At 62.5% G+C, this 23,759-nt stretch carries 17 protein-coding genes; 4 read left to right on the top strand and 13 right to left on the bottom strand.

Annotation, left to right across the window (positions count from 1 at the left end; genetic code table 11):
• Positions 1-17: 17 nt before the first annotated feature.
• The 5 genes from ACT6Q8_RS10960 to ACT6Q8_RS10940 all read right to left on the bottom strand — a co-directional run bounded on the left by ACT6Q8_RS10960 (position 18) and on the right by ACT6Q8_RS10940 (position 10,370).
• Entirely contained in the window at positions 18-2,186 is a 2,169-nt protein-coding gene (locus ACT6Q8_RS10960; protein WP_444732203.1) for a TonB-dependent receptor, read from the bottom strand.
• Positions 2,187-2,415: 229 nt separating this feature from the next.
• The gene (locus ACT6Q8_RS10955) at positions 2,416-3,912 is read right to left on the bottom strand and encodes a carboxylesterase/lipase family protein (protein WP_444732204.1); all 1,497 of its coding nucleotides are present in this window, start codon (positions 3,910-3,912) and stop codon (positions 2,416-2,418) included.
• Positions 3,913-3,925: 13 nt separating this feature from the next.
• Positions 3,926-5,878 carry a glycoside hydrolase family 3 protein gene (locus tag ACT6Q8_RS10950; RefSeq protein ID WP_444732205.1) on the bottom strand — a complete coding sequence of 651 codons (1,953 nt, stop codon included), beginning with the start codon at positions 5,876-5,878 and terminating at the stop codon, positions 3,926-3,928.
• Between the two features lie 10 nt (positions 5,879-5,888).
• Entirely contained in the window at positions 5,889-8,087 is a 2,199-nt protein-coding gene (locus tag ACT6Q8_RS10945) for a beta-glucosidase (RefSeq protein ID WP_444732206.1), read from the bottom strand.
• Positions 8,088-8,186: 99 nt separating this feature from the next.
• Positions 8,187-10,370 carry a TonB-dependent receptor gene (locus ACT6Q8_RS10940; RefSeq protein WP_444732207.1) on the bottom strand — a complete coding sequence of 728 codons (2,184 nt, stop codon included), beginning with the start codon at positions 10,368-10,370 and terminating at the stop codon, positions 8,187-8,189.
• Positions 10,371-10,792: 422 nt separating this feature from the next.
• Between ACT6Q8_RS10940 and ACT6Q8_RS10935 the strand changes: the two genes are divergently transcribed.
• Entirely contained in the window at positions 10,793-11,833 is a 1,041-nt protein-coding gene (locus tag ACT6Q8_RS10935; protein WP_054166492.1) for a LacI family DNA-binding transcriptional regulator, read from the top strand.
• A 27-nt stretch (positions 11,834-11,860) separates the two neighbouring features.
• Here ACT6Q8_RS10935 and ACT6Q8_RS10930 read toward each other — a convergent pair whose 3' ends face one another.
• The 4 genes from ACT6Q8_RS10930 to ACT6Q8_RS10915 form a co-directional block, all read right to left on the bottom strand.
• Entirely contained in the window at positions 11,861-12,343 is a 483-nt protein-coding gene (locus ACT6Q8_RS10930; protein ID WP_444732208.1) for a cupin domain-containing protein, read from the bottom strand.
• The gene (locus ACT6Q8_RS10925) at positions 12,340-13,509 is read right to left on the bottom strand and encodes an MFS transporter (RefSeq protein ID WP_444732209.1); all 1,170 of its coding nucleotides are present in this window, start codon (positions 13,507-13,509) and stop codon (positions 12,340-12,342) included. Before ACT6Q8_RS10925 ends, ACT6Q8_RS10930 begins: the two co-directional genes overlap by 4 nt.
• Positions 13,510-13,521: 12 nt before the next feature.
• On the bottom strand, positions 13,522-15,765 hold the full coding sequence (locus tag ACT6Q8_RS10920; RefSeq protein WP_054166490.1) for a TonB-dependent receptor: 2,244 nt from the start codon (positions 15,763-15,765) through the stop codon (positions 13,522-13,524).
• A 308-nt stretch (positions 15,766-16,073) separates the two neighbouring features.
• Positions 16,074-16,988: a LysR family transcriptional regulator gene (locus tag ACT6Q8_RS10915; RefSeq protein WP_054166489.1), complete on the bottom strand. Its 915-nt coding sequence runs from the start codon at positions 16,986-16,988 to the stop codon at positions 16,074-16,076.
• A gap of 115 nt (positions 16,989-17,103) precedes the next feature.
• Here ACT6Q8_RS10915 and ACT6Q8_RS10910 point away from each other — a divergent pair, with 115 nt between their 5' ends.
• The 3 genes from ACT6Q8_RS10910 to ACT6Q8_RS10900 all read left to right on the top strand — a co-directional run bounded on the left by ACT6Q8_RS10910 (position 17,104) and on the right by ACT6Q8_RS10900 (position 20,539).
• Positions 17,104-17,889: an SDR family NAD(P)-dependent oxidoreductase gene (locus ACT6Q8_RS10910; protein ID WP_444732210.1), complete on the top strand. Its 786-nt coding sequence runs from the start codon at positions 17,104-17,106 to the stop codon at positions 17,887-17,889.
• Between the two features lie 20 nt (positions 17,890-17,909).
• Positions 17,910-18,821, top strand: coding sequence for an NAD-dependent epimerase/dehydratase family protein (locus tag ACT6Q8_RS10905; protein WP_444732211.1), 912 nt, complete (start codon positions 17,910-17,912; stop codon positions 18,819-18,821).
• 86 nt (positions 18,822-18,907) lie between these two features.
• Positions 18,908-20,539: a family 43 glycosylhydrolase gene (locus ACT6Q8_RS10900; protein WP_444732212.1), complete on the top strand. Its 1,632-nt coding sequence runs from the start codon at positions 18,908-18,910 to the stop codon at positions 20,537-20,539.
• Positions 20,540-20,605: 66 nt separating this feature from the next.
• Here the strand turns inward: ACT6Q8_RS10900 and ACT6Q8_RS10895 are convergent, their stop codons facing one another.
• The 4 genes from ACT6Q8_RS10895 to ACT6Q8_RS10880 are packed head-to-tail and all read right to left on the bottom strand — an operon-like array spanning position 20,606 to position 23,744.
• On the bottom strand, positions 20,606-21,379 hold the full coding sequence (locus ACT6Q8_RS10895) for a cyclase family protein (RefSeq protein ID WP_054166485.1): 774 nt from the start codon (positions 21,377-21,379) through the stop codon (positions 20,606-20,608).
• Between the two features lie 5 nt (positions 21,380-21,384).
• The gene (locus ACT6Q8_RS10890) at positions 21,385-21,678 is read right to left on the bottom strand and encodes a 2Fe-2S iron-sulfur cluster-binding protein (protein WP_444732213.1); all 294 of its coding nucleotides are present in this window, start codon (positions 21,676-21,678) and stop codon (positions 21,385-21,387) included.
• Positions 21,675-22,838 (bottom strand): alpha/beta hydrolase family protein, encoded by a 1,164-nt coding sequence (locus ACT6Q8_RS10885; RefSeq protein ID WP_054166483.1) that lies wholly within the window; start codon positions 22,836-22,838, stop codon positions 21,675-21,677. Before ACT6Q8_RS10885 ends, ACT6Q8_RS10890 begins: the two co-directional genes overlap by 4 nt.
• Before the next feature lie 3 nt (positions 22,839-22,841).
• Positions 22,842-23,744 (bottom strand): VOC family protein, encoded by a 903-nt coding sequence (locus ACT6Q8_RS10880; RefSeq protein WP_054166482.1) that lies wholly within the window; start codon positions 23,742-23,744, stop codon positions 22,842-22,844.
• Between the last annotated feature and the right edge of the window lie 15 nt (positions 23,745-23,759).

Below are 23,759 nucleotides of genomic sequence, written 5' to 3'. Positions count from 1 at the left end.
ACCCGCCCGCAAACAGGTCACATGCGGATACCCAGCTTCACGCCAAAGGTGCGCGGCGGGCCGAAAGCGCCAAACGTCTCCCCACCCGTGCCATAGGTCACGGCGGTCAGGATGGCGTTGTTCTCCAGATTGTCGGCGAAGATTTCGGCGTACCAGTCACCTTCCGCCGGCTTGTACCGCAGCCGAACGGCGCTGGCCGTGTAGCCTTTCTGTACGGCCATGGCATAGGGGTTGACCGTTACTCCATTGGCAACAAAGGCCTTGTCATTGAAGGCGGAGAAGAAAATCTTCGACTGGTACCGGGTCTCACCATGCAGGGTCAGGGTGCCATGTTCCCCAACGCCCATGTCGAAATCGAACCCGATATTGCCGGTGAAGCGCGGTGCGCGCGGCAGGCGGTTGCCCGACAGGTCTTGCACCGTGCGGAACAGGCTGTCGCTGGCGCCGGGATATCTGTCGAAGCTGGCATCGAGATAGGCGACGGAACTATTGATCCGCAGATCGCGGGTCAGCATGGCCTGCAATTCCGCCTCCAGGCCCCAGACGGTGGAACCGGCGGCATTGGTGGTACGGGTACGGACAACCCCATCCTCGTCCGGTACCGTGGCGGTGACCTGCAAATCCTTGTAATCATAGTAGAAGCCCGACAAGTTCAGGCGCAGGCGGCGATCCAGCAGGTCATTCTTCGACCCAATCTCATAGGCCAGCAGGCTTTCCGGCCCGTAATTGCGGTTGGAACTGAACCCACCCGACTTATAGCCGTTACCGACATTAGCGTAATAGAGGGTCGTGTCATCGGCCTGCCATTCCAGTCCACCCTTCCAGGTGAACTTGTTCCACTTGCCGTAATCGGGACGAAAGCTGTTGGTGGTGGTGCCGATGGTCTGGGTCAGACCAACGGGGCTGCCCTTTTCGTCCCAGGACTGGCGCAGGCCGACGGTCGCGTTCAGATCATCCACCAGTTCGTAGCTGGCCTGACCGAACAAGGCCTTGGACCTTGCATAGCGTTCCGGGCGGCGCAGGATGACGCCCGTGGTGCGCTGCAGGTTCGTATACTGGTCCAGATTGTCGCGATTATGCTCATAGGTGTAATAGGCGCCGGCGATCCATTTGAAGCGGTCGGGGGCAGCCGCCGCCAGCCTCAGTTCCTGTGAGAAATTGCGGTTATAGTTGAAGAAGCGCGATGTCTGCGTCCCCGTCGCGGTCCCGTCCTGATCCGACGTCGTATCGGCATTGTCGCGGCGGAACGCGGTCAGCGAGGTCAGGTCGACTGCCCCCAGCCCCCAGGTCAGCTCACCGGAAATGCCGAACAGTTCATTGTCGACATAGGGGATGGTGTTGGTGGCGACCAGCCAGGGCTGGGAGGTGCCATTGGCGCGGAAATCATTGTTTAAGCGCCCGATCAGGACGCTGTTCGATCCCGCACCGCCGCGATGATAATAATCACCCGACAGCAGGAACCGGATATTCTCCGTCGGGTTGGTCAGCACATGCAGGCGGCCCGCGATCTGGTCGGCGTCGTTCAGCTTGGGCTGGCCATTACCGGCATTTCGGGTATAGCCGGCCTGACGATGCGACAAGAAGGCGCCGCGCACGGCCAGCTTCTCCTCGATCACCGGGACGTTCAGCATCCCCTGTACCGTGATGCGCGACAGGTTGCCCACCGCGATCTCCGCCGCTGATTGCAGGCGGTCAGTGGGCTTGGCCGTGATGACATTGATGGAACCGGCAGTGGCATTGCGGCCATACAGCGTGCCCTGTGGCCCGCGCAGCACTTCCACCCGTTCCAGATCGAAGAACATGGAACTGGCACCCGACGGGCGCGGCTGATAGACGCCGTCGACATGGAAGGCCACGGATGCGTCAGCGGCGGGCGTGATGCCCGCGGAACTGACGCCACGGATAGAAATCACCGTTTCGTTGCTGGCCTGCCCGATATGCAGGTTGGGCACCTGTCCCAGCAGGGCGGTGGCGGACAGGATATTCTTTTCCGCCAGCGCCTCGCCTGCCATGGCAGTCACGGCCAGGGCCGTCTTCTGCACGCTTTCGGACCGCTTCTGGGCAGTGACGATCACCTCCTCCAGCATGCCCGTCTGTTCCTGTGCGCCAACAGGCAGGGTCATGGACAGAAGGCAAAGGGTGGCCATGGCGCGGCCCGTGGGGCGGCGCAACTTCCGGGATGACATGATTTCCTCCAGGCATCAAACGGCGGCGATACCGCCTTATTGTCTTTGCGTGAAGGAAGAAGGAGATGATGGGAAAATCCACCATTGGATTTTAAAATAAATATGGGGAGTTAAAACTCCAAAAATCCGCTACAGGGCAATTAAATATTTTTCTATTTTTAAAATGAAAAGGCCGATATGCCCGGAAGGACATATCGGCCATCCACATTTTCGGAAATCAGGATCGTGCTTACTTCTGCGCCTTCTCCATCACGTCCAGACGCTGGCGCAGCGGATCCGGGATGAAGGCCGCTCCCCCTGCCCCATATTCCATCAACTTGTCATCAGCCGCACGGTAAGCCGGATAACCGGGACTACCGGACTTGGCGAAGGCCACGAAATGCTCGTGGAAAGCCTTGGAGATGGCTTGGTCCGCCGCGCTGACTGCACCGGGATAGCGCAGATCGACGGTGCGGAAGGCGTAGGGGATTTCGCTGGCATGGGTGGCGCCGGGCATGGTTGCCCGCTGGCTTTCCGCGACATAATTGAAACGGTAGGCATAGGCGGGCAACCCCGCTTCGGACCAGTGACGGGCCAGATAGCGTGCCGGTTCAATGAAGATGCGGTCACCCACGATCTTCCAGCTGGTCAGCAGCGGGGTCGGGCTGGCATAAGCCTGCCGGGCTGCCGCCTCATTGGCACCGAACCCCTTCAACAATGTCTCCGCATCGCCAATGGGGAAACCGTCCAGGCCCGTGGCGCCGATCATCATCGGCATGCGCGGTGCCTTGCCGTCGGCGATACTCTTCGCCGGCTCCTCGGTCAGAAACTTGCCGTCCAGCATGGGGCCGGCATAGTGATCGACGCCGTCACCCATGATGGACCGCATATCCAGCCCATCGACAATCCTGTCCGCCGGCAGAGCGCGAAGGGCCGCCAGACCGTTGGCACTCTCATCCGTCAGGCCGGCCTTGCGCGCGAAGTTTACCCCGCGCATTTCCGCTTGCCGAAGGGGCAGCAGGCCCAGGGTAGTGACACGCCCGCCGCCTGACATGATCAAGGCCTTGTCGAACAGACCCTTGGCCGCTGGGGCCGCCAGCAGCACATGCACCGACCGGCCACCGGCACTTTCCCCGAACAGGGTGACGTTGGCCGGGTCGCCCCCAAAGGCGGCGATGTTGCGGCGGACCCATTTCAGGGCCGCAACCTGATCCATGAAGCCGAAATTGCCGGTCGGTTCAGCCCCCGCCTCCGCCGTCAGGGCAGGATGCGCGAAGAAGCCGAAACGGCCCAGACGGTAATTCAGGCTGACCAGCACCACGCCGGATTTTGCGAAGGCGGAACCGTCATAGACGGCGGGCGATGAACCGCCATTCACGAAGCCGCCGCCATGGACCCAGACCATGACGGGCCGCTTCGCCCCCGCCTGCGGCTTGGGTGCCCAGACATTGACGAACAGGCAATCCTCCCCCATCGGGCCACCCAACGGGGCCGCATCGCCGGGAAAGGGGCTTTGGAGACAGTCAAGGCCATAGGTATCGGCCTTGCGCACCCCCTGCCAGGGGATGACGGGTTCCGGCGGGCGCCAGCGCAGCTGACCGACCGGGGCGGCGGCATAGGGAATGCCCTTGAACGCGACGATATCGCCATCGGCAACACCCTCCACCTTTCCCCCCTCAACAGTGACGGGGGCAGCAATGGCGGCGGGTGCCATGAACAGCAGCAAGACAACAAACAGGTGACGCATGATCATCTCCCGATCAACGGCCAAAGCCGATGGGATAGGCCGGATTGACGCTGTCATGCGGCAGGGCCGGCGACTGTGCCCGCACGGCGGACATGTCAGACGGGATTTCAAAGGGCAACTTGCCCTTCGGCGTCGTGACACCACGCAGCGCATCGAACAGGGCCGTATCGCTGATCCCGAAGGAGGTCAGCAGCAATGCCGCGTGCGGGCGCACCGCCGACAGGATCGCCGGCCGATCCATGTCCACCGCCAGGATGACGGGACCAGTAGCGGCGGCCTGTTTCACAACGGCCAAACCCGCATCATCCGGCTTGAAATCCAGATCGCCCTCATGCTGGCGCGATCCGAAGAAATATCCTGGATGCAGCATCTCATGCGGGGTGGCAAGGCGGATCAGGCTGATATCCGCCTTGTCGGCACTGTCCACGATGGTGAAGCCCGCCCCCTGGGCCGCCGCCGGATCGACACCATGCAGGAACAGGCGTTTGCCCTTGTCCGGAAGAGCCACCGGACCCAGCTTGTTCTCCAGCACAACAAGCGACCGTGCCTGCGCCGTGCGGCCGGCAGCAACCTTGTCCGCTGAACCGACGATGGCAGCAGCGCGGACGGGATCGACGAACGGGTTCTCGAACAGGCCCAGCCGGATTTTCAGGGCCAGGACATTGGCCACCGCAGCGTCAAGCCGCGACACGGGCAGCAGCTTCTGTTCCACCGCCTCGCGCACCGGAGTGCCGTCATCGACGCCGCCGAACTGATCAATGCCGGCCAGCATGCCCTTGGCAAAGCGCTGCGGCTTGGTCAGATCCTCCACACCCCAGGGCATGGCAATGTCCTTCGGGGCCTGCTTTGGCGTGCCCGTGCGGCAACTTTCATTGCAGTCATAGGTGATGGCCCAGTCGGACAGGATAAGGCCCTGATACTTGTGGACCCCGCGCAGCAGGTCGGTCAGCAGTTCGCGGGAGTACCCGCCACCCACCGGCTCCACCGGCTTGCCGTTCAGCACCAGCCCCTTCTGGATGGTATAGGTCGGCATGATGCCGGTGGCCCCAGCTTCGAACGCGCCCTGGAAGGCCGCGACATGCCGGTCGAAACCACCCTTGGTGAAGTCGGTGAAACGGCCATAGTAATTATGCCCGTCATACCCCTCCACGGCGGCGCCATATCCGACCCAGTGCTTGACCACCGTGGCGACACCACCGGGTGCCAGGCCGGCATCGGCCCCTTGCATGCCCTGGACGTAGGCCTTAACCTGTGCCGACACCCGCGCCGGGTCCTCCCCGAAGGTGCCGTTCAGGCGGGACCAGCGGGGTTCGGTACCCAGGTCAGCCTGGGGCGACAGAGCCATGGAGATGCCGACAGCGCGGTATTCATCCCGCACCATGGACGCAAAGGTCCGGGTCAGGGCCGGATCGTCGATGGCCCCCAGGCCCAACGTCTCCGGCCATTGCGAGAAGCCGGTGGTGGTAACGCTGGCACCTGCCGTCACCTGGAAATGGCTGCGCGGATCGGTGGAGATCATCACGGGGATACCCAGCCGGCCACTGGCTGCGATCTCCTGCAACCGGTTGTTCTCCGTCGCGAACTCGACCGGTTTCACGGCCATGCGGGTGATCATGGAGGTGACATGCCGGTCCAGGATCATGGCGCGCGCAGGCTCCAGATCATAGGCCGGACCAGCCGACATCATGCCGCCCTGAACGGGGGCGGTGCCATGCACCGCCTCCCCTGCCTTCTCATCCAGGGTCATGCGCGACACCAGATCGGCGGCACGCACCTCCGGCGACAGGCGCCAATCCTCATAGGGGTTCAGTTTGCCGTCGCGGTTCAGGTCGCGGAAGGTCAGGCCATCGGCCTTCACCTGCGGCTGCCCCCTGGGCAGGGCCGGCTGCGGCGGTGCTGCAACGCTGCCGGCGGCCAGCAGCAACGCACCGAGCGAGACCATGCCGGCAGTGGTTCTGTTCGACATCTTGGCCCCCTTACGGCTTCAGCGTGCGCTGGCTGACGCGAGCCTTGCCCGATAGCACGGTCTGCGCAGCGGACGGTCCGACGGCCACGTCGTAATCGCCGCCATCGATGCGCCACTGCCGACCGGCCTCGTCAAAATGGGCCAGCAGGCGCGGATCGGCCTTCACCGTCACGGTGCGGCGCTCACCGGGCTTCAGGTCGATCTTCTCAAACCCGATCAGGCGGCGCAGCGGTTTGCCGGCGGCACCGGCCAGATAGATCTGCGGCGCGTCCTTGCCCTGCAACTTGCCGGTATTGGTCACTTCAAAGCTGACGGTCAGCGTATCGCCACCCTTCACCCGCAGCTTGTCGTAGGTGAAGGTCGTGTAGGATAGGCCATGGCCGAACGGGAACAGCGGCTTCATGCCCTTTGCCGCGAAACGGCGGTAACCCACGTCGGAACCCTCCTCATACACCACATCGAACTGCTGCTTTTCCGGCAAACCCCAGCCGGGCAGGTCGCGGCGCGGATACTGGTCCAGGCTGGCCGGGAAGGTGACGGGCAGGCGCCCGGAGGGATTGACCTTGCCGGTCAGGACATCGGCAATGGCCTCGCCCCCCTTCTGCCCGCTGTACCAGGCGGAAACGACGCCGCCGACCTTGTCCAGCCAGGGCATCAGAACCGGGCCACCCGTCTGCAACACAACGATGCTGTTGGGATTGGCGGCTGCCACCGCCTCAATCAGCTGATCCTGTCCCTGCGGCAGGGAAATATCGTAGGCGTCCAACCCTTCGGACATCCACTGGTTGGCGAAGATGATGACGACATCGGCATCCTTGGCCAGGGCAGCAGCAGCAGCCGGGTAACGGCCATCATTGAAGCTGACCGTAGCGCCGGGCAGTGCCGCGCGCAGGGCCTTCAAGGGGGAGGAATTATGGAACGCCTGACGCAGCCAGGCCGCCATGAAGCCTTCACCACCCACCGGTATCACTGTGGGATTGCCGCCATGGCCGGTGACCTGGGACGAACCGGCGCCGGACAGGACACCGCTATCGGCATGGCCGCCGATGATCGCTACCTTCTTCACACCTGGCGCCAGGGGCAGGATGCCCTTGTTGGCCAAGAGCACGATGCCTTCATCGGCCACCTGCTTGGCAATGGCTTCATGAGCGGCAATATCGATGGCCGGTGCCGGCTTCGCCTCAAATAGGCCAGCGGCGAACATGGAGCGCAGGATGCGGCGCGACATGTCGGAAAGGTGTGCTTCTGGAATGGTCCCGGCGGCTACCGCCTGCTTCAGGGGTTCACCAAACCAGACCTGATCATCCAACTGCTCGCCCGACTGCTGATCCAGGCCCTTGGCGGCATAGTCGGTGGCGTGCACGGCACCCCAATCCGACATGACCCAGCCCTTGTAGCCCCAATCACCCTTCAGTACCTTGTTCAGCAGATGATCGCTGCCACAGGAATAGTCGCCATTCACAAGGTTGTAGGCGCACATTACGGAGCCGGGCTGGCCCTTCTCAATGGCAATCTGAAAGGCCAGCAGGTCGCTTTCGCGGTGGGCCGCTTCGCCGATGACCGAGTTGGCCCAATGGCGGTTGGTTTCCTGGCCGTTCAGGCTGAAATGCTTGACGGTGGAGACGATGTTCTGGGACTGGATGCCCTTGATGCTTTCACCGGCCAACGTGCCGGCCAGCAGCGGATCCTCGCCCAGATATTCGAAATTGCGGCCATTGCGCGGGTCGCGGGCCAGATTGGCGCCGCCGGCCAGCAGAACGTTGAAACCCTTGGCGACCGCTTCCTTGGCGATCATCGCGCCGCCATCATGGGCCAACTTCGGATTGAAACTGGCGGCCAGTGCCAGACCGGACGGCAAGGCGGTGGCGGTGTCGCCGGGGCGGATGCCCATGGGATTGGTGACGCCCAGGCTGGCGTCGGTTTCCTTCAGCGCCGGAATGCCAAGACGCGGCACGCCGGGAATATAACCGGCACCACCAATGGCGCCTTCCGGCAACCGCTCGATCTTGAAGGGCAGCGCCATGGGACCATGCAGCAGACCGATCCGCTCATCCGGCGTCAGTTCCGCATCCAGCAGCTTCGCCCGTTCATCGGGCGACAGCGTCGGGTCCCGCCAGTCCTTGGCCTCTGCCATGCGGATGCCGGTGGCAAGCGCCGTCAGGCAGAGGCCGGCGGCGAGGCCGCCCTTGATCAAGCGGTGGATGTTCATCAATGCCTCCAGGTTGGTTGGAAAAAGCGGCGCGGGGGGCCCGTTCTGCGGTGGGATGGAAGGGGGATGCACCATGCAGCCCCCCGCGCCGGAGGGAGATCAGAAGTCGATACCTAGGCGCACGCCGTAGGTGCGCGGCGGGGCGTAGAAATCACCGGTGCCGTTGGACGCCAGACCAGCCGTCGCATTGGGGCCGGACGTCGTGCGGATGTCGTCATTTTCCAGGTTGCGGACGAAGGCCATGACCGTCCACGCACCCTCTGCCGGCTTATAGGTCAGTGTCAGGTCGGTACGGGTGAAGTCGTCCTGCTTGTTTTCCAGGAATCCGTGATATTCCAGATACTTGGAAGATTCGTAGTGGGTCTGGACGCGTGCCGTCAGACTGGCGCCATCGGCCATGGCGAATTCATGCTGGTATCCCAGGTTGATCGACCATTCCGGCGTGCGCGCCATATGGCAGCCAGAGAAATCGGCCGGGCGCGGTGCCGGTGCGGCATAATTCGCACTGTAGCAGCGGGCGATATTGGCGTTGGCGGCATTGTTGGAGAAGGCGTCGCCACGCGGCAGCAGGAACTTCTTGTACCGCGCATGCAGCCAGGAAACGCTGGCATCAATACGGTCGGCTTCGGTCAGCAGATAGTCGGTTTCCAGCTCCAGACCATAGATTTCCGCCTTGTCGGCATTCAGGGTCACGGTCGCATCCTGACCCGCGATGGTGCCGATGGCCGAGATCTGGAAATCCTGATAGTCGTAATAGAAGGCCGAGGCGTTCAGTTGCAGCCGGTTATCCAGCAGCCGGTTCTTCACGCCCAGTTCGTAGGATGTGATGCTCTCCGGCTTGTAATCATTCGGCTCCACCCCGTCGAAATAGCCACCGGCCTTGTAGCCTGTGGCAATATTGGCATAGAGCAGGCTGTCTTCGGCCAGATCATAGTCGACACCGGCACGCCAGTTCACACGGTCCCACGTATTGTCCGACACGTTCAGGGTCACAGTGCTGGTAATGGCGCCGGCATTATTGGTGAAATAGGTGCCACCATTGCGGCCTTTGCGATCCTTGGTGTAGCGCAGGCCACCCGTGAAACGCAGTTCGTCAGTCGCCGACCACGTCGCCTGGGAGAAGACGGCCTTGGTGGAGGCGAAGACATCGGGCTGAATGAAGCTCAGATACCGGTTGTCGGCCAGGAAAATACGGAAATCGACGTCATTGTCTTCCTTGAAATAATAAGCGCCGATCACCCATTTTAGCCTGTCGGTTTCCCCACCCAGACGCAGTTCATGCGACCATGTTTCATCAATACCATAGAAGTAATTCGGAGCATGGGTGGACGGGTTCTCGCCCACGCGGTCATCCTTGGCCGAATTGAAGCCAACCAGATAGGTCAGTTGGGCAAAGTCCAGGTCGTAATTGACCTCCGTCCCCGCACTCCAATAGGTATTGTCGCGATAGGTGTTAACGCGTGACAGGATGGTGCGCGGGTCACCCGTTTCCATCGGATAGGCAACGTCGCCGCCATTATTGCCGCCACGGGCCAGCCAGTCGGCACGCAGATTGATCGACAGGTTCTCCGCCGGCGTCCAAAGGGCCTGGATACGGGCCGACTTGTCGTCCTGGCTGTCCTTGTCATTGCCGGCCACGGGACCGGGCGTGATCGACTTCTGATAGCCGTCATGACGGGTCGTCTGGAAACCAGCGCGCACCGCGAACGTGTCATGCAGCGGCACGTTCAGGACGCCACTGGTGGTCAGCGCGTCGTAATTCCCGAATTCCACCGCGGCAGAGCCTTCAAGCTGCTGCGTCGGCTTCTTGGTGATGACATTGATGGCGCCTGCGGTCGCGTTGCGGCCATACAGTGTCCCCTGCGGCCCGCGCAGCACCTCAACCCGGTCGATGTCATAGAACAGGGCGCCCGTAGCCGTCGCGCGGGCGATGTAGATACCATCGATGTGATAGGCGACGGCAGGATCACCCACCTCCGTCACGTTGGTGCTGCCGATACCGCGCATGAAAATCTGCGAGGCGCCACCACCGGTATTGGTGATCTGCAGGCTGGGGACCGTTGCCGACAGGTCGACAACGCTTTTCACGCCCGCACTTTCCAGGCCTTCGCCGGTGATGGCGGAAACGGCCAGCGGCGTTTCCTGAAGGTTTTCGGCGCGGCGCTGTGCCGTGACGACGATTTCGTCCAGCTGCAGGGCATTGTCTGCCGTCTGTGCCAGGGCGGTAAGGCCGGGCGCCATGGCAACGATGGCGGCACCGAACATCAAAGAGGATTTGCGCATAAAGTCACTCCCTTTTCGTCTTTTGATCGTTATGGGAAGCGAGCAAGAGCATCCGACGTCCATCAGGCGACGACCGGTCGTTTCCGTCACGGAAGACCCGTGCGGATGGATGAAGGCAAGGACCGGCCGCTGACGCGGGAAAGCGTCAGGTGGCGGTGATGGCGCGTGCGGATAGGTTCATTGTCATCTCCCTGGAACCGTCCCCTTATGGGGCTCTCGCTCACGGTTGGCTTTTTAGGGACAACGTTGTCCCCACCAATCCGAAAATAGCCGGTCTCTCTACCGGTCACAAAATCTGTTACCATCGATAATTATCCATCCGCAAGCAAAAAATGTCCAACGTTGTCCCTTCTGTTGCCCACGTCGGTTCCGATAGGGTAAAAGCAAGTATCAACAAGGATTTGGCCGGAGCGCCCCTTCTCGTGAGCAAGCCCACCATCCATGACGTGGCCCGCGTGGCCGGTGTATCGATCAAGACCGTGTCGCGCGTGCTGAACGGGGAACCGAAAGCCAGTCAGGCGACGCGGGAACGGGTGATGGCGGCGGTGGCGTCGCTCGACTATTCTCCCAACTTGTCGGCCCGCAGCCTTTCCGCCTCACGCAACTTCATGATGGCCTTTTTGTTCGGCACCTATCCCGACGTGCCGAACGTATCCTTGCAGAACGAGTATATCGCCGGCCTGCAGGTGGGAGCGGTCACGGCGGCCCGGGCGGCGGGTTTTCATCTGCTGGTCGAGCCGGTGGAAATGGTCGATGACAAATTTGCCGAGCGGGCGGCGCGCATCATTGCAATGCCCGCCGTGGACGGCTTTCTGATCATGCCGGGTCTTGCCGATGATCCAAGGCTGTTGGGGGTGCTGACCGAACGCCGTGGGCATTATGTCCGGGTCAGTCCGGGCGTGGAACTGCCGGAACTGCCGGCCATGGTGCGGATCGATGATTACCGCGCTGCAGCCGACATGACACGGCATCTGCTGGAACTGGGTCATCGCCGTATCGGCTTCATCGGTGGCCGGGCGAATTTCGGTTCCGCCGAACTGCGTCTACAGGCCTTTCGCGATGTTACGTCGGCAGCGGGTGTCTTCGACCCAGCGCTGGTACGTAACGGCGACTATACGCGGGAGTCGGGCCGCACCGCCGGTCGGGAACTTTTGGCGCTTGCCGATCAGCCTACGGCCATCTTCGCAGCCAATGACAGCATGGCCATCGGCGTCATGGCCCTGGCACAGCAACAAGGCCTGTCGGTGCCGAAAGACCTGTCCATCGCCGGGATTGATGATATCAGCATGGCATCCGCCATCTGGCCATCCCTGACGACAGTGCGGCAGCCGATCATTGCAATGGGTGCGGCAGCTGCCGGTTATATCGTTGCGGCCAGCCGATCCGATGTGACGCCCCCGGCCCTGCCCTTTTTCGCGCATGAACTGATCATCCGCGAGAGCACGGCACCACCCGCCCGATAATATTCGGTATCCGATACTTTTGGTCGTTCACGGATGGATTTCCGGCAGCACACGGCCGCCTGCCACTACCGGCTTTGCCTCAATCAGGACAAAGGCGATCCGGCAGGCCTGATCAGGTGACGGGTTTCGCCACAGATGGTTGGTGGCCCGCTGCACCACAATGTCACCCGCCGCCAGCGCCGTCACCGAGCCGTCATCCAACTCCAGTTCGAGCACGCCCGAGAGGATGATCCCGTAATCGATGGACCAAGAGCGGTGCAGCGGTGAGGCGCGACCCGGCAGCATGTCGACAATTCGGATCACCGAGCCGCCATGCAATGTCTTGCCCGCCCCCAGCAAGCCGTCCGTCCCGTCATTGAGATTCGCCGGTACCGTCGGCGTGGCCCACACCAACTGAAAGGCGGCATCCCCGGTATCGATCAGGCTGGGGGTGAGCGTGTCGATGGACCGGATGACGGACAGACCGGTATCATCATGACAGGTTACGATACGACGGAAAGACGCGGTCATGCTGGACTCCAACGCGAACGAAACAACAGAAGAAGCGACATCAGCCCCACCAGCAAGGAGCCAGCCGCAATGATGGGGAAAGCATCAACGGTGCTGCCGGTGGCAACCGCCAGGGCCGGCACCACCAGGGCGGACATGAACTGACCGATGGCAAACGCGGATTGCCACAGTCCCATGCCCCGTCCCCGCACCTCAAACGCAAGGGTGGACATAGCCCAGGTTAGCAGCGTCGGCAGCAGCAGACCCGCTGCCGCCTGCCCCACAAAGGCACCCGCGATGAACCATGCTGCATCAGGGGCATGGGCCATGGCGATGAACGCGACAGCCATCAGCGCGAATTCCATTCCCAGCAGCAGGCGCACATCCCGCCGCGCCACTGTCCAGAAGATCAGACTGCCCACCGGCGTACCGATGCTGGCCACAGCAGAAAACAGGCCGATACGAGCTGGATCGGTGATGCCGAAATCAGGCAGCACTGTGCTGACATTAATCTGGATCGTATAGAACAGGGTCGCCGCCAGGATAGTGGTGACCGATGTCAGCGCCACATGTCGTCCCGGCAGGGCCGACCAGCCCGGCACCTGCCGCTCTACCCGTGGCGGTTCGCGCACCAGCAGAAGTACCGCCAACGCCATGGGCCATATCAGACCATAGATAAGGAACGGCCCCTGCCATCCCTGTCGTCCCAGCAACCCTCCCAGCGCCAAGAACAGCAGGGCGGAAACCGACGCCACCGCCGTCTGTGATGCCAGCCAGCGTTCCCGCGCCCGGCCCGAGAACAGATCACCGACCAGCGTTGTGCACAAAGTCATAATCAGCGCTTCACAGACCCCCACCACCACGCGGCTGGCCAGGATCTGATAAATGTCAGACAGGAGCATCGGTGCCATGCCGGCCAGTCCGTAGACAAGCATGGCACCGATCAGCAGACGCCGGCGGCCCAGCCGGTCGCCCAGCAACCCTGCCACGGGGGAGAACAGGGCGATGCAAAGACCCGGCAGGGTCAGAAGTATGGGCACCAGGAAATCCACCCCCGGCACATCGGAAAAGGCCTGCATCATCTGTGGTGCCACCGGCACCAGCAGCAGGATGCCCATCACAGCGGAGGTGGGGGGCAACAGCAACGCCACCCCCTGGGCAAAGCCCGCCTTTACGCCCTGTTCCATCGTCATCCCCGATCAGAAGCTGACCGAGCCGCGCAACCCGTAGGTGCGTGGCGGGCGTAGGCCGTTATAGACGACGTTCAGGATGGGCCGGGTGGTGGATGTGGAATAGACATCCTTGTCCGTCAGGTTGTTAACATAACCCGTCACGGACCAGCCCTGCCCCGGTGCCTCCAGCGTCAGCCAGGCATCGGACGTCATGTAGCCGCCCTGGTGCTGTTCGGGACGGTAATCGATGGACATGAACCGCCCGCTTTCGATGCGGCTACGCGCGCCCAGGATCAGGTCATGATCAGCCGACAGCTCGAACGTGTGGCTGTAGCTAAGGTTCAGCGACCATTTCGGCGCATTCACCGCCGACCTGCCAGAACAATCGACCGTGAACAGCCGGGCCGGGGCCGCCACCGGCAGAGAGGTATTCGGCGTCACAGCACAGCCGCTAGGCAAGGGCGCACCGCCTGCCGAGATAGCGGTGTAAACAAAGCTTTTGTACTTGCTGTCCAAATATTGAAGATTGATGCCAATCTCGTCATTGCGGGTGGCCAGGAACTGCGCCTCCAACTCCATGCCATACATGCGGGCCTGACCGACATTGGCCGTCACAGAGGCCTGACCATAAACACCGGGGCGCACCTCAACAGGGCCGATATAGCCGATCTGCTGATCCTTGTAGTCCCACCAGAACGCCTCGGCGTTCAGTTGCAGGCGGTTATCCAGGAACCGGTTCTTGGACCCGACCGTGTAGGCTGTCAGCTTTTCCGGATCGAAGCTGTTCTTGCCCACTGCAGGGTAGAAGCCGCCGGCCTTGAAGCCCGTTGCGATATTGGCATAGAGCAGTGATTGTGGCCCTGCATCATATTCGATACCGGCTTTCCAGGTGACGCTGTTGAAATTCTCGTCACCGATAGCCGTCACGAAGGGTGGGTTGGGGTTGCTGACGCTACTCTGGCGAACAGGGGTTTCCTGCTGCTTATTCTCATGCGTGTAGCGGACACCGGCAACCAGACGCAGGCCCTCAGCAACGTCATAGGTACCCTGGCCGAATGCCGCCTTGCTGACCAGTTCCTGGTGCGGCATGAAGGTTGTAGTAGACAGCCCGCCCTGGAAGAAGCTGTTCAGCGCATTGACCTCATCCCGGAACCAGAAGGCACCAATGACATATCGGAAGGCACTGTCTTCAGCAGACGCGAAGCGCACCTCCACCGAGCTTTGCTTGGATACTTCCTGTACTCTGCCCTGGAAGCCGACGCTGTAGAAAAGGAAGTCCGGGCGGCTGTCGCGATAGGCGGGCAGGACCGTCAGAGTGCCCGCATCGAACTGGTAATCCAGCGTCGCCGCCACACCCCAGAAGGTATTGTCATTGAAACCGTCATTTTTGGGTGGGACCACCAGCCCAGGATTAATCAGGCCCGGGAAGCGCAGGCGCAGTTCGGCAATGCTGGCCGCTTCCGAACCACCAATCCGGTCCTTCACGGCGGGTGCCGTCGGACTGAGGCTGCCGGGGACCAGAATGCCGCCAACCCCCTTGCCACCCTGGTGAAAATAATCGCCGGACAGCAGCAGGCTAAACCGGTCATCCGGCTCCCACAGCAGTGAGGCGCGGGCCGCTTGGCCTTCCTCATCGTCGTAACCGTCCGAGAGGTAACCGTCGCGGTCCACCACCTGCCCCGCCACGCGCAGGGCCAGCGTGTCGCTGACAGCGGCATTGATCATGCCATTGGCCTTGCGCAGGTTGTAGTTCCCAATCTCAACCCCGGCCTCGCCAGCATTGCCACTGCTGTCGGGGCGATTGGGGATAACGTTGACGGCACCGCCGGTGGCGTTGCGGCCATACAGTGTGCCCTGCGGCCCCTTCAGAACTTCGATGCGGGCGAGATCGAAGAAGGTACCCACCGGTGCCGTGGGCCGGCCGATGAAAACGCCGCCATAATTAAAGGCGATGGCATTTTCGGAGAAGGAGTTGGGCCCCAGCGTGCCGACGCCCCGCAGATAGAAGCCGGTATTGGACCCGCCGCCCGGCTGTACTACCAGGGCCGGCACCAGCTTGGTCAGGCCTGTCGTATCCGTGACGCCGGCTGTCACCAGATCGTCTGCGGACACGGCCGATACCGCCACGGCAACCTTTTGCAAGTTCTCCGACCGGCGTTGGGCGGTCACGACGATCTCTTCCAGCACACCTGCATCGGTGGATTGTGAATGAGCCGGTATGGCCGCGATCGCCACGAGCGCAGCGGTCGACAAAAGCAGTGGGGCACGCATTCTGGCTTCCTCCATGGTTCGTACCCCGTACCCAGACAAGGCGGGGGCGTTTCCGGACGTCGCGCCGGATTAAGACCAGGAACCAAGAAGCAGGCGGATTGGGGGGGTACAAGGGACCCGTAAACGGACCCCCTCACCTGCATGTGATGAAGGCGGAAACACTGCCGCCAACGACCGCCAATGCGGCACTCTCCCCGACCGCCGGCCTCTGGGCCGGTCTGATGTTTTTTGGTCAGGGAACCATATCAGCGACGAATACATCGCCGAAATCGTATTTTCCGATCCGACCTATCGCTCTGGCCAATGGTTCAGCCGGCGTCCTGTTCAGCGGCAAGGCGGCGCATCAGGTTACGGAACCAGATCAGTGCCGGATCACGCTGAAAATGCCGATGCCATTGCGCCATCTCCGTCAGTACCGGAAACTCAATGGGAAGCGGCAGGATACGCAGGGGAAGGCGCTGCACGTAAAGCCGCGCCAGCCTTTCATGCATGGTAGCCAGTAGATCGGTCCCGATCAGCATGCTGGGCACGGTGGTGAAATCGGCAACGAACAGTTCGGCATTACGGGTATAGCCGAACCGGTCCAGGAACCATTGGTCGAAGCTGGGAGCCCGCCTCATACCAAACCGAACTAGCACATGACCCATAGCCATATACTTCTCAAAACTGATCGTATCTCCGACCATTTTGTTCCCGTCCCAGACCACGACGACATGGGTATCGGTGAACAGTTTCTCCTTGGGGTGGTCGGGATGGGTGAAATTGTCCGGCGTGATCACGAAATCGACCTGCCCCCGCGATAGGCGTTCCATCACGAGATCGTCCATCCCGTCGATTTCCACCTTGATACCGGGGGCCAGTTGCCGTGCCTCCCGGATCACGCGGGCCATCAGCACCTCCGTTACATAATCGGACGCGTGCATGCGGATGGTGCGGGTGGCGCTGGCGGGATCGAAGCTTGGCTTCGTCTCAATAGTGGCCTGGATCTGCATCAGGATATCGCGCACGGGTTCCGCCAGACTTTCAGCCAGCGGTGTGGGCACCATGGACCGCCCGATCTGGGCCAGGATGTCATCGTCGAAAAACTCGCGCAGCCGGGCCAGATTGCCGCTGACAGCGGACTGGCTGAGGTTCAGGCGGTTGGCCGCGCGCGATACGCTGCGTTCCTCCAACAGCACATCCAGCACGACCAGCAGGTTCAGGTCCAGTTTCTGGAACCGCATTATTCATCCCCCATCCATCGGTCACACCGATAGTTTGGTTCAGTAAATACGATTTCGATGATGAACGTACAGCCCCTATCGTCATCTGATCGACTTTCCCAGCCAAGGAACCCTCATGGACGCGACCGATTATGGCCGCCTGTTCGACCTGTCCGGTCGCCGCGCCCTGGTCACCGGCGGGCAGCGCGGGCTTGGCCTGGGCATTGCCACCGCCCTCGCCAGACACGGCGCAGATCTCTGGATTTGCAGCGAGGAAGAGGCGGGTTGCGCCGATGCGGCGGAGCGGTTGCGGATTCAGGGACTGACCGTTCGGGCGGTCACCTGTGACGTCACCGACCGCGCGGCGCTGTCTGCCATGGTAGAACGGGTGACGGCAGCGGGGCCTCTGGACATCCTGGTCTGCAATGCCGGGGTGGCCCCCCATGCGGGTCCCGTCACCTCCGCCAGCGACGTCGACTGGCAGGTGACAATGACCATCAACCTGCAAAGCGTGCTGTGGCTGGCCGGTATGGTCCTGCCCGGCATGGCGGCGGCGGGTGGCGGCAGCATGATCATCATGTCCTCCATCGCCGGTCTGCGCGGCAACCGGGCATTGGGCCTTTACGGTCTATCCAAGGCGGCCAATGCCCAGCTGGCCCGCAATCTGGCCGTGGAATGGGGGCCAGCCAACATCCGGGTCAATGCCATCTCCCCCGGCTTCATCCGCACCGATCTGGCGCGCGACCTGCTGTCCAACCCGGCCTTCATGGAACGACGCATGGCCATGACGCCCCTGCGCCGGCCGGGCGAAGTGACGGAGGTGGCGGGTGTCGCCGTCATGCTGGCATCTGCCGCCGGGGCCTTCATCACGGGACAGAATATCGTCGTTGATGGTGGCACCCTGATCACCGACGGCAATTAAAGAATAACCGGAGGAACGCCATGCATATCCTGATCACCGGCGCCGACGGCTTTGTCGGGCGCGCGCTTGTCCGCCGTCTGCTGTCCGGCACCGACACAGCCTTCACCCGCCTGACCCTGGTGGATCAGCGGTTTGGCGACCTGCCCGCTGATCCACGTGTGGTCTCTGTCGCCGGCAACATTGCCGACAGCGCACTATGGACCGATGCCTTGTCGCTTCCTGCCGACATCGTCTTGCATCTGGCCAGCGTGCCGGGCGGGTTGGCAGAGCAGGAGTTCGACCTGGGCATGTCGGTAAACCTTCAAGGGACGCTGGGCCTGCTGGACGCGCTGCGGGCGCAGGGGCGGACGGCAAGGTTCGTCTTCGCCAGCAGCGTCGCCGTCTATGGCGATCCGTTACCCGATACGGTCGATGATACCACCCCTCCCCGCCCCACCCTGTCCTATGGCGCACAGAAGCTGGCGGCAGAGGTGATGGTGGCGGACTATAGCCGGCGTGGCTTCATCGACGGGTGCAGCCTGCGCCTGCCCGGCATCGTGGCCCGTCCGCCCGCCCCGTCGGGCCTGATCTCCGCCTTCATGAGCGAGGTGATGTGGGCGGCGGCGGAACGGCGGCCGGTGAGCCTGCCGGTCGGCCCCGATGCTGTCTGCTGGTGGATGTCGGTGGCGTCCGCCGTGGATGCGCTGCTTCATGCCGCCAGCCTGCCCGGACAGGGCCGCGTCTGGCTGCCACCGGTCCTGCGCCTGACCATTGCCGAACTGCTTGGCGCCCTGGCCGAACGCTTCGGCCCCGTCAATGTCACCTACAATCCTGACCTGGCAGTTGAAGCGCGGTTCGGGCGGCAGCCGCCGCTTCATGCCGACCAGGCACTGGCGGTGGGTTTCCGCGACGATGGCGATGTGGGCGCGCTGATCAAAGCGGCTTTGGGATGATGGAGAAACACCATCGTCGCCCCACGCGCAGAAAAAGGCGGAACTCTGAAAATTCGCCACAAGCAGATTACAACAATGGAGGAAACATGAGCACCAGACGTGACCTGTTCCGCATGGCACTGGCCGGTTCAGCGGCCATGCCGGCTTCGGCGCTTGGGCTTTTTACAGCCAAAGCCGATACACCGGGGGAAAGGGCGGAGGCCACCAACTGGGCGCGTGGGATTGAGGGGCAGCGTCGTGCCGACCTTGGCGACGGAACCTTTCTGAACCCGATCCTGGCCGGTGACCACCCCGATCCCAGCATCCTGAAGGATGGGGATGATTACTACATGACGCATTCGTCTTTCGAAGCGTCACCGGGCCTGCTGATCTGGCATTCACGCGATCTCGTGAACTGGACCCCGCTCTGCACGGCCTTGGAAAAGCCGCCTGGAATGGTCTTTGCCGTCGATCTGATCAAACATAAGGACCGGTATTATATCTATATCCCCTTCTTGAAGGTTCCATGGGCCACAACCCTGCCGGCACCGATCAATATCTATGTCATTCATGCGCCGAGCATTACAGGGCCGTGGAGTGCGCCGATTGATCTTGGTCTGCGGGGCATGATCGATCCGGGCCATCTGGTCGGTGAGGATGGGCACCGCTACCTGTTCCTTTCGGGTATCAGGCGTGTTCGCCTGTCCGATGATGGTTTGTCCACCATCGGGCCGGTGGAAAAGGTCTATGACGGCTGGCGCTACCCCGATGACTGGATCACGGAAGCCTATGCGCTGGAGGGGCCGAAACTGCTGCGGCGGGGGGACTGGTTCTATCTGATCAGTGCTGTTGGCGGCACCGCCGGCCCGCCAACCGGCCATATGGTCATCGCCGCACGCTCCCGGTCCGTCCATGGGCCCTGGGAAAACTGCCCACACAACCCGATTGTCAGAACCACGGACGCCAACGAACGCTGGATGTCGCGCGGGCATGCCACCCTGGTCTCTGGGCCAGGGGACCAATGGTTCATGGTCTATCACGGCTATGAAAACGGCTACCGCACCCTGGGGCGGCAGACGCTGATGGAACCCGTCGAATGGACGGAGGATGGGTGGTTCAAGGCCACGGGTGGCGACCTTGCGCATCCGTTGCGAAAGCCGCTGAATATCCCGTCCGCCCCCCACGGGGTGGCCCGTTCCGACGACTTCTCAAAGCCGTCCTTTGGCTCCCGGTGGAGTTTCTACGCCGGTGGTCCGAATGAAATTGAACGGGCCAGCCTGACCAAGGGCGGACTTGTCATGCGTGGCAAGGGCAATGGGCCGCATGATTGCTCCCCCCTGACCCAGATGGCCGGCGACCATGCTTATGAGATTTCGGTCACCGTCGCATTGGACGGCAAGGGCGAGGCGGGCCTGCTGCTGTTCTTCAATGACCGTCTGTTCCTGGGCCTGGGGATCAATGGCGAACGCATGAAGACCTATAATGGCGGTAAGGAAAGCCATTGGCGCGAACCGGCACCGGCAGTCAACCGTCTGCATCTGCGGATCACCAATGACCGCTACATCGTCACTTACTATTACAGCCTGAACGGAACGGACTGGATACGGCATGGTGTCCGGGCAGAGACATCGGGCTATCACGCCAACACGATCGGCGATCTGGCAAGCCTGCGCCCGGCCCTGTTCGCGGCGGGGCAAGGGTCAGCGACTTTCAGTGATTTCCGTTACCGGGCACTCTAAAACGAATACGGGGCACCGGAATCTGTCTGGTGCCCCGCGAGCGTTACAACCGTCCGCTTTTCCCACTCAATCCGGCATGATCGCCACGGCGCGAGTCCAGCCGGCGGATGCCGCCCGCACCTTCACGGGGAAGCAGGCTACTGTGAAGCCCGTGGCGGGCAGGCTTTCCAGGTTGGTCAGTTTTTCCATGTGGCAGTAACCGACATCCTTGCCGACATAATGCCCCTCCCAGATCAGGGACGCATCGCCCGTTTCCTTGAACTTCGCGGCGGTGAAGGGGAATGGGGCATCCCAGCTCCAGCCATCGATACCGGTCACGCGCACGCCGCGTTCAACCAGATACAGCGTCGCCTCCCGCCCCATACCGCAGCCCTTAGCCAGGAAGTCGGGGCGGCCATAGGCAGCACCGGCGGCGGTGTTGACCAGCACGATATCCAGCGGCTGCAGCGTGTGGCCGATGCGGGCCAGTTCGGCCTCCACCTCTGCCGCCGTGACGACATGCCCGTCGGGAAGGTGGCGGAAATCCAGCTTCACACCGGGCCGGAAGCACCAGTCCAGCGGCACCTCGTCAATGGTGATGGCGCGTTTGCCGCCATCCATCGTGGAATGGTAATGCCAGGGCGCGTCCATATGCGTGCCGTTATGGGTGGTCAGTTCCACCCACTCCGCCGCCGGGCCCTCACCATCGGGCAGCTGGTCGGCCTTCAGGCCAGGGAACATCTGACAATATTCAGCCGCCCCTTCGGCATGGCTGGCGTAACGGATCTTGGGCCGCATGAAGGGCGGGTCGGCAGGCACGTCATTTTCCAGATGCACCGACAGATCGATGATGCGCGGCATGGCGCTTACTCCGGCTGGATGATGTCAACGCGCAGCCCACAACCGGGCCGCATCTGGCAGGCAAGGCGAATGGCAGGGTCGGTGATGGCAAGCTGGCGGCGCAGATGCGCCTCATCCTGCCCCATCGGGCCGGGATCCCCATCGAGAACCCGCACCCGGCAGGTACCACAAACACAGCAACCGCCGCACAGAGCCGTGATCATCTCACGGTTCCGGGCGGCGATGGCCTGGAACAGGGAATGGCCGGGGGGGACGTCGACCGTCACCACCCCGTCCGCCCTATGCAGTGTCACACTCACGCCGTATGTCCACCCAGCGTGTCGGCGAACCAGTCGGCGATGTAATCGCGGCCGAACGACATGTTGTCGGCCCCGACATGTTCCACGCCCCCTTCCCGCTCGGTGAAGATTTTCAGCTCACGCTGGGGCGAGTTCACCAGTTGATCATAGGTCTGGTGGGCGTAATCGACCGAGATTTGGCGGTCCTTGGCCCCGTGGGTGACCAGGAACGGCACCTTGATCCGGTCCAGCACCCCGTTCAGATGCATGCCTTCCGCCTTGGCGAAGAAATCATCCATGTCCTTGGCGCCGAAGACCCAGCGCACGTGGCCCCAGTAGTGCGGAACCGGGTTCTCTCCTTCCCGCTTCAGGCGCTTCTGCTGCACTTCGCGCCAATCATGATTGGCACCCCACACAGCACCGCTGGCAAAGCGCGGCTCGAACGCTACCGCACGCGGGGTGAAGTATCCACCGAGGGAGATGCCTACCATGCCGATCTTGTCAGCGATGACGTCGGGTCGCGCGGCCAGATAATCAAACACCGGCGTGGCCCAGCGTTCGGTTTCATGCGTGGCGTACAGGTTGTTGGCGCGCAGTGCCTCGCCTGTGCCCGGCTGGTCGATACACAGGGTGGAGATGCCACGCTTGGCCAGGGCATGCGGCAGCCAGGACCAGAATAGCAGCTCCTTGCAGCTGTCCAGGCCGTTCACATAGAGGACGCAAGGGGCGGGACCGTCCACCCCTTCGGCCTTGGTGAACAGGCCGGGGATGAAGCTGTCGCCGAAGGGGATTTCCACGCGGGCGCAGTTCTCCCGCGCCAGGGAAGTGCCGCGACGGAAGGCGTCCTGACCCTTTGCGAAGGTCTCTGCCCGGCCCGGATGGCCATGGCCCTGCATACGTTCCGCCGTGATATAGTAGAGCGACGCGCGTTGCAGCTTGGCCCCAGCGGAAAGGGCACGGCCCCGTGCCTCATCCTCACTGGCCAGGCCGACCAGCTTGTCGCCCATGGCTACCCATTGCGCCAGGAAGGCGCCGGTGCCGGCATCCTCGCCCCGCGCCGCAGCCTCCAGCAGGGGGCGGCACATATCCTCGATCTCACCAACCCGGCCACCGCTTTCGATGGCGATGTTGACGGACAGGTTCCAGATGTAATTGTTGGGGAAGTACTGGAAAAGCGCCATGGTTCAGACCCCCACGGCCTGGAACAGGCCGGCATCGGGTGCGGGATGCGGCATGGTCTGCGGCCCCCCGCTGCCGGCCCCCCACTGATCCATGGTCTCTGGCGTCGGCTTGTGCACGGTGGCGACCCAGGTGGCGTCATCCACCTTCTCCAGCTCCGCCGTATATTCAACCGCAAAGCCCGACGGGGTGGTGAAATAGCTGAAGGTGTTGTTGCCCGCCGTGTGCCGGCCCGGCCCCCAGCGCAGCTCAACCTCCGCCTTTTTCAGCTTGCCCACGCCGCGCATCATCGCATCCATGTCCGGCATGTCATAGGCGACATGGTTCAGGCAGGGCGGGCCCGGCAGGAAGGCCACCCGGTGGTGCCATTCATTACAGCGCAGGAAGCACATGAAATCGCCCAGCCAGTCCGACACGCGGAAGCCCAGGACATTACAGAAGAAATCCACCGCACCCTTGTGATCGGGTGAGTGCATGACAACGTGGCTGATCTTTTCCGGCAGGGCTTCCTTGGCCAGCACGGGCCGCGACGGCCCCTGCTCCACCCCGGCGGAGATCTCAAAGGTCAGGCCGTCCTTCCCGAAGAAGCGGAAACCATAGCCGCCGCCGAAGGAGGCAAGCTCCGTCGGTGCAAAGATCACGCGGCAACCGGCGGCCACAACCTTGTCATGCAGGGCGTCCACATCGGCATTGCTGTCAGCGGCGAAGGCGATGACATCGACCCGCTTCACATCCGATGCACGCAGGCGGACGACATACAGTTCCCGCGCGCCCTCGGCTGCGAAATAGACCATGCCATCCTTGGCCGCCACCTCGCGCAGGCCCCACTTGTCGCGGTAGAAGGCGCGTTCGGCCTCCAGATCCGTCACGCCATAGCCGACATAGCGGATATCCGTCACACGGGTCATCTCAAGCTCACTCCC

This window comes from Niveispirillum sp. (assembly GCF_052437035.1).
GTDB lineage: Bacteria > Pseudomonadota > Alphaproteobacteria > Azospirillales > Azospirillaceae > Niveispirillum.
The sequence above is the reverse complement of the archived record's forward strand: the minus strand, read 5'-3'. Positions and strand labels throughout refer to the sequence as shown.

Excerpts from the sequence above, each read along its gene's own strand:
- ACT6Q8_RS10940 (WP_444732207.1), bottom strand. The coding sequence starts at position 10,370 with ATGCGCAAATCCTCTTTGATGTTCGGTGCCGCCATCGTTGCCATGGCG.
- ACT6Q8_RS10900 (WP_444732212.1), top strand. The coding sequence starts at position 18,908 with ATGAGCACCAGACGTGACCTGTTCCGCATGGCACTGGCCGGTTCAGCG.
- ACT6Q8_RS10880 (WP_054166482.1), bottom strand. The coding sequence starts at position 23,744 with ATGACCCGTGTGACGGATATCCGCTATGTCGGCTATGGCGTGACGGAT.
- ACT6Q8_RS10910 (WP_444732210.1), top strand. The coding sequence starts at position 17,104 with ATGGACGCGACCGATTATGGCCGCCTGTTCGACCTGTCCGGTCGCCGC.
- ACT6Q8_RS10905 (WP_444732211.1), top strand. The coding sequence starts at position 17,910 with ATGCATATCCTGATCACCGGCGCCGACGGCTTTGTCGGGCGCGCGCTT.
- ACT6Q8_RS10960 (WP_444732203.1), bottom strand. The coding sequence starts at position 2,186 with ATGTCATCCCGGAAGTTGCGCCGCCCCACGGGCCGCGCCATGGCCACC.
- ACT6Q8_RS10930 (WP_444732208.1), bottom strand. The coding sequence starts at position 12,343 with ATGACCGCGTCTTTCCGTCGTATCGTAACCTGTCATGATGATACCGGT.
- ACT6Q8_RS10925 (WP_444732209.1), bottom strand. The coding sequence starts at position 13,509 with ATGGAACAGGGCGTAAAGGCGGGCTTTGCCCAGGGGGTGGCGTTGCTG.
- ACT6Q8_RS10915 (WP_054166489.1), bottom strand. The coding sequence starts at position 16,988 with ATGCGGTTCCAGAAACTGGACCTGAACCTGCTGGTCGTGCTGGATGTG.
- ACT6Q8_RS10885 (WP_054166483.1), bottom strand. The coding sequence starts at position 22,838 with ATGGCGCTTTTCCAGTACTTCCCCAACAATTACATCTGGAACCTGTCC.
- ACT6Q8_RS10920 (WP_054166490.1), bottom strand. The coding sequence starts at position 15,765 with ATGCGTGCCCCACTGCTTTTGTCGACCGCTGCGCTCGTGGCGATCGCG.
- ACT6Q8_RS10950 (WP_444732205.1), bottom strand. The coding sequence starts at position 5,878 with ATGTCGAACAGAACCACTGCCGGCATGGTCTCGCTCGGTGCGTTGCTG.
- ACT6Q8_RS10955 (WP_444732204.1), bottom strand. The coding sequence starts at position 3,912 with ATGCGTCACCTGTTTGTTGTCTTGCTGCTGTTCATGGCACCCGCCGCC.
- ACT6Q8_RS10895 (WP_054166485.1), bottom strand. The coding sequence starts at position 21,379 with ATGCCGCGCATCATCGATCTGTCGGTGCATCTGGAAAATGACGTGCCT.
- ACT6Q8_RS10945 (WP_444732206.1), bottom strand. The coding sequence starts at position 8,087 with ATGAACATCCACCGCTTGATCAAGGGCGGCCTCGCCGCCGGCCTCTGC.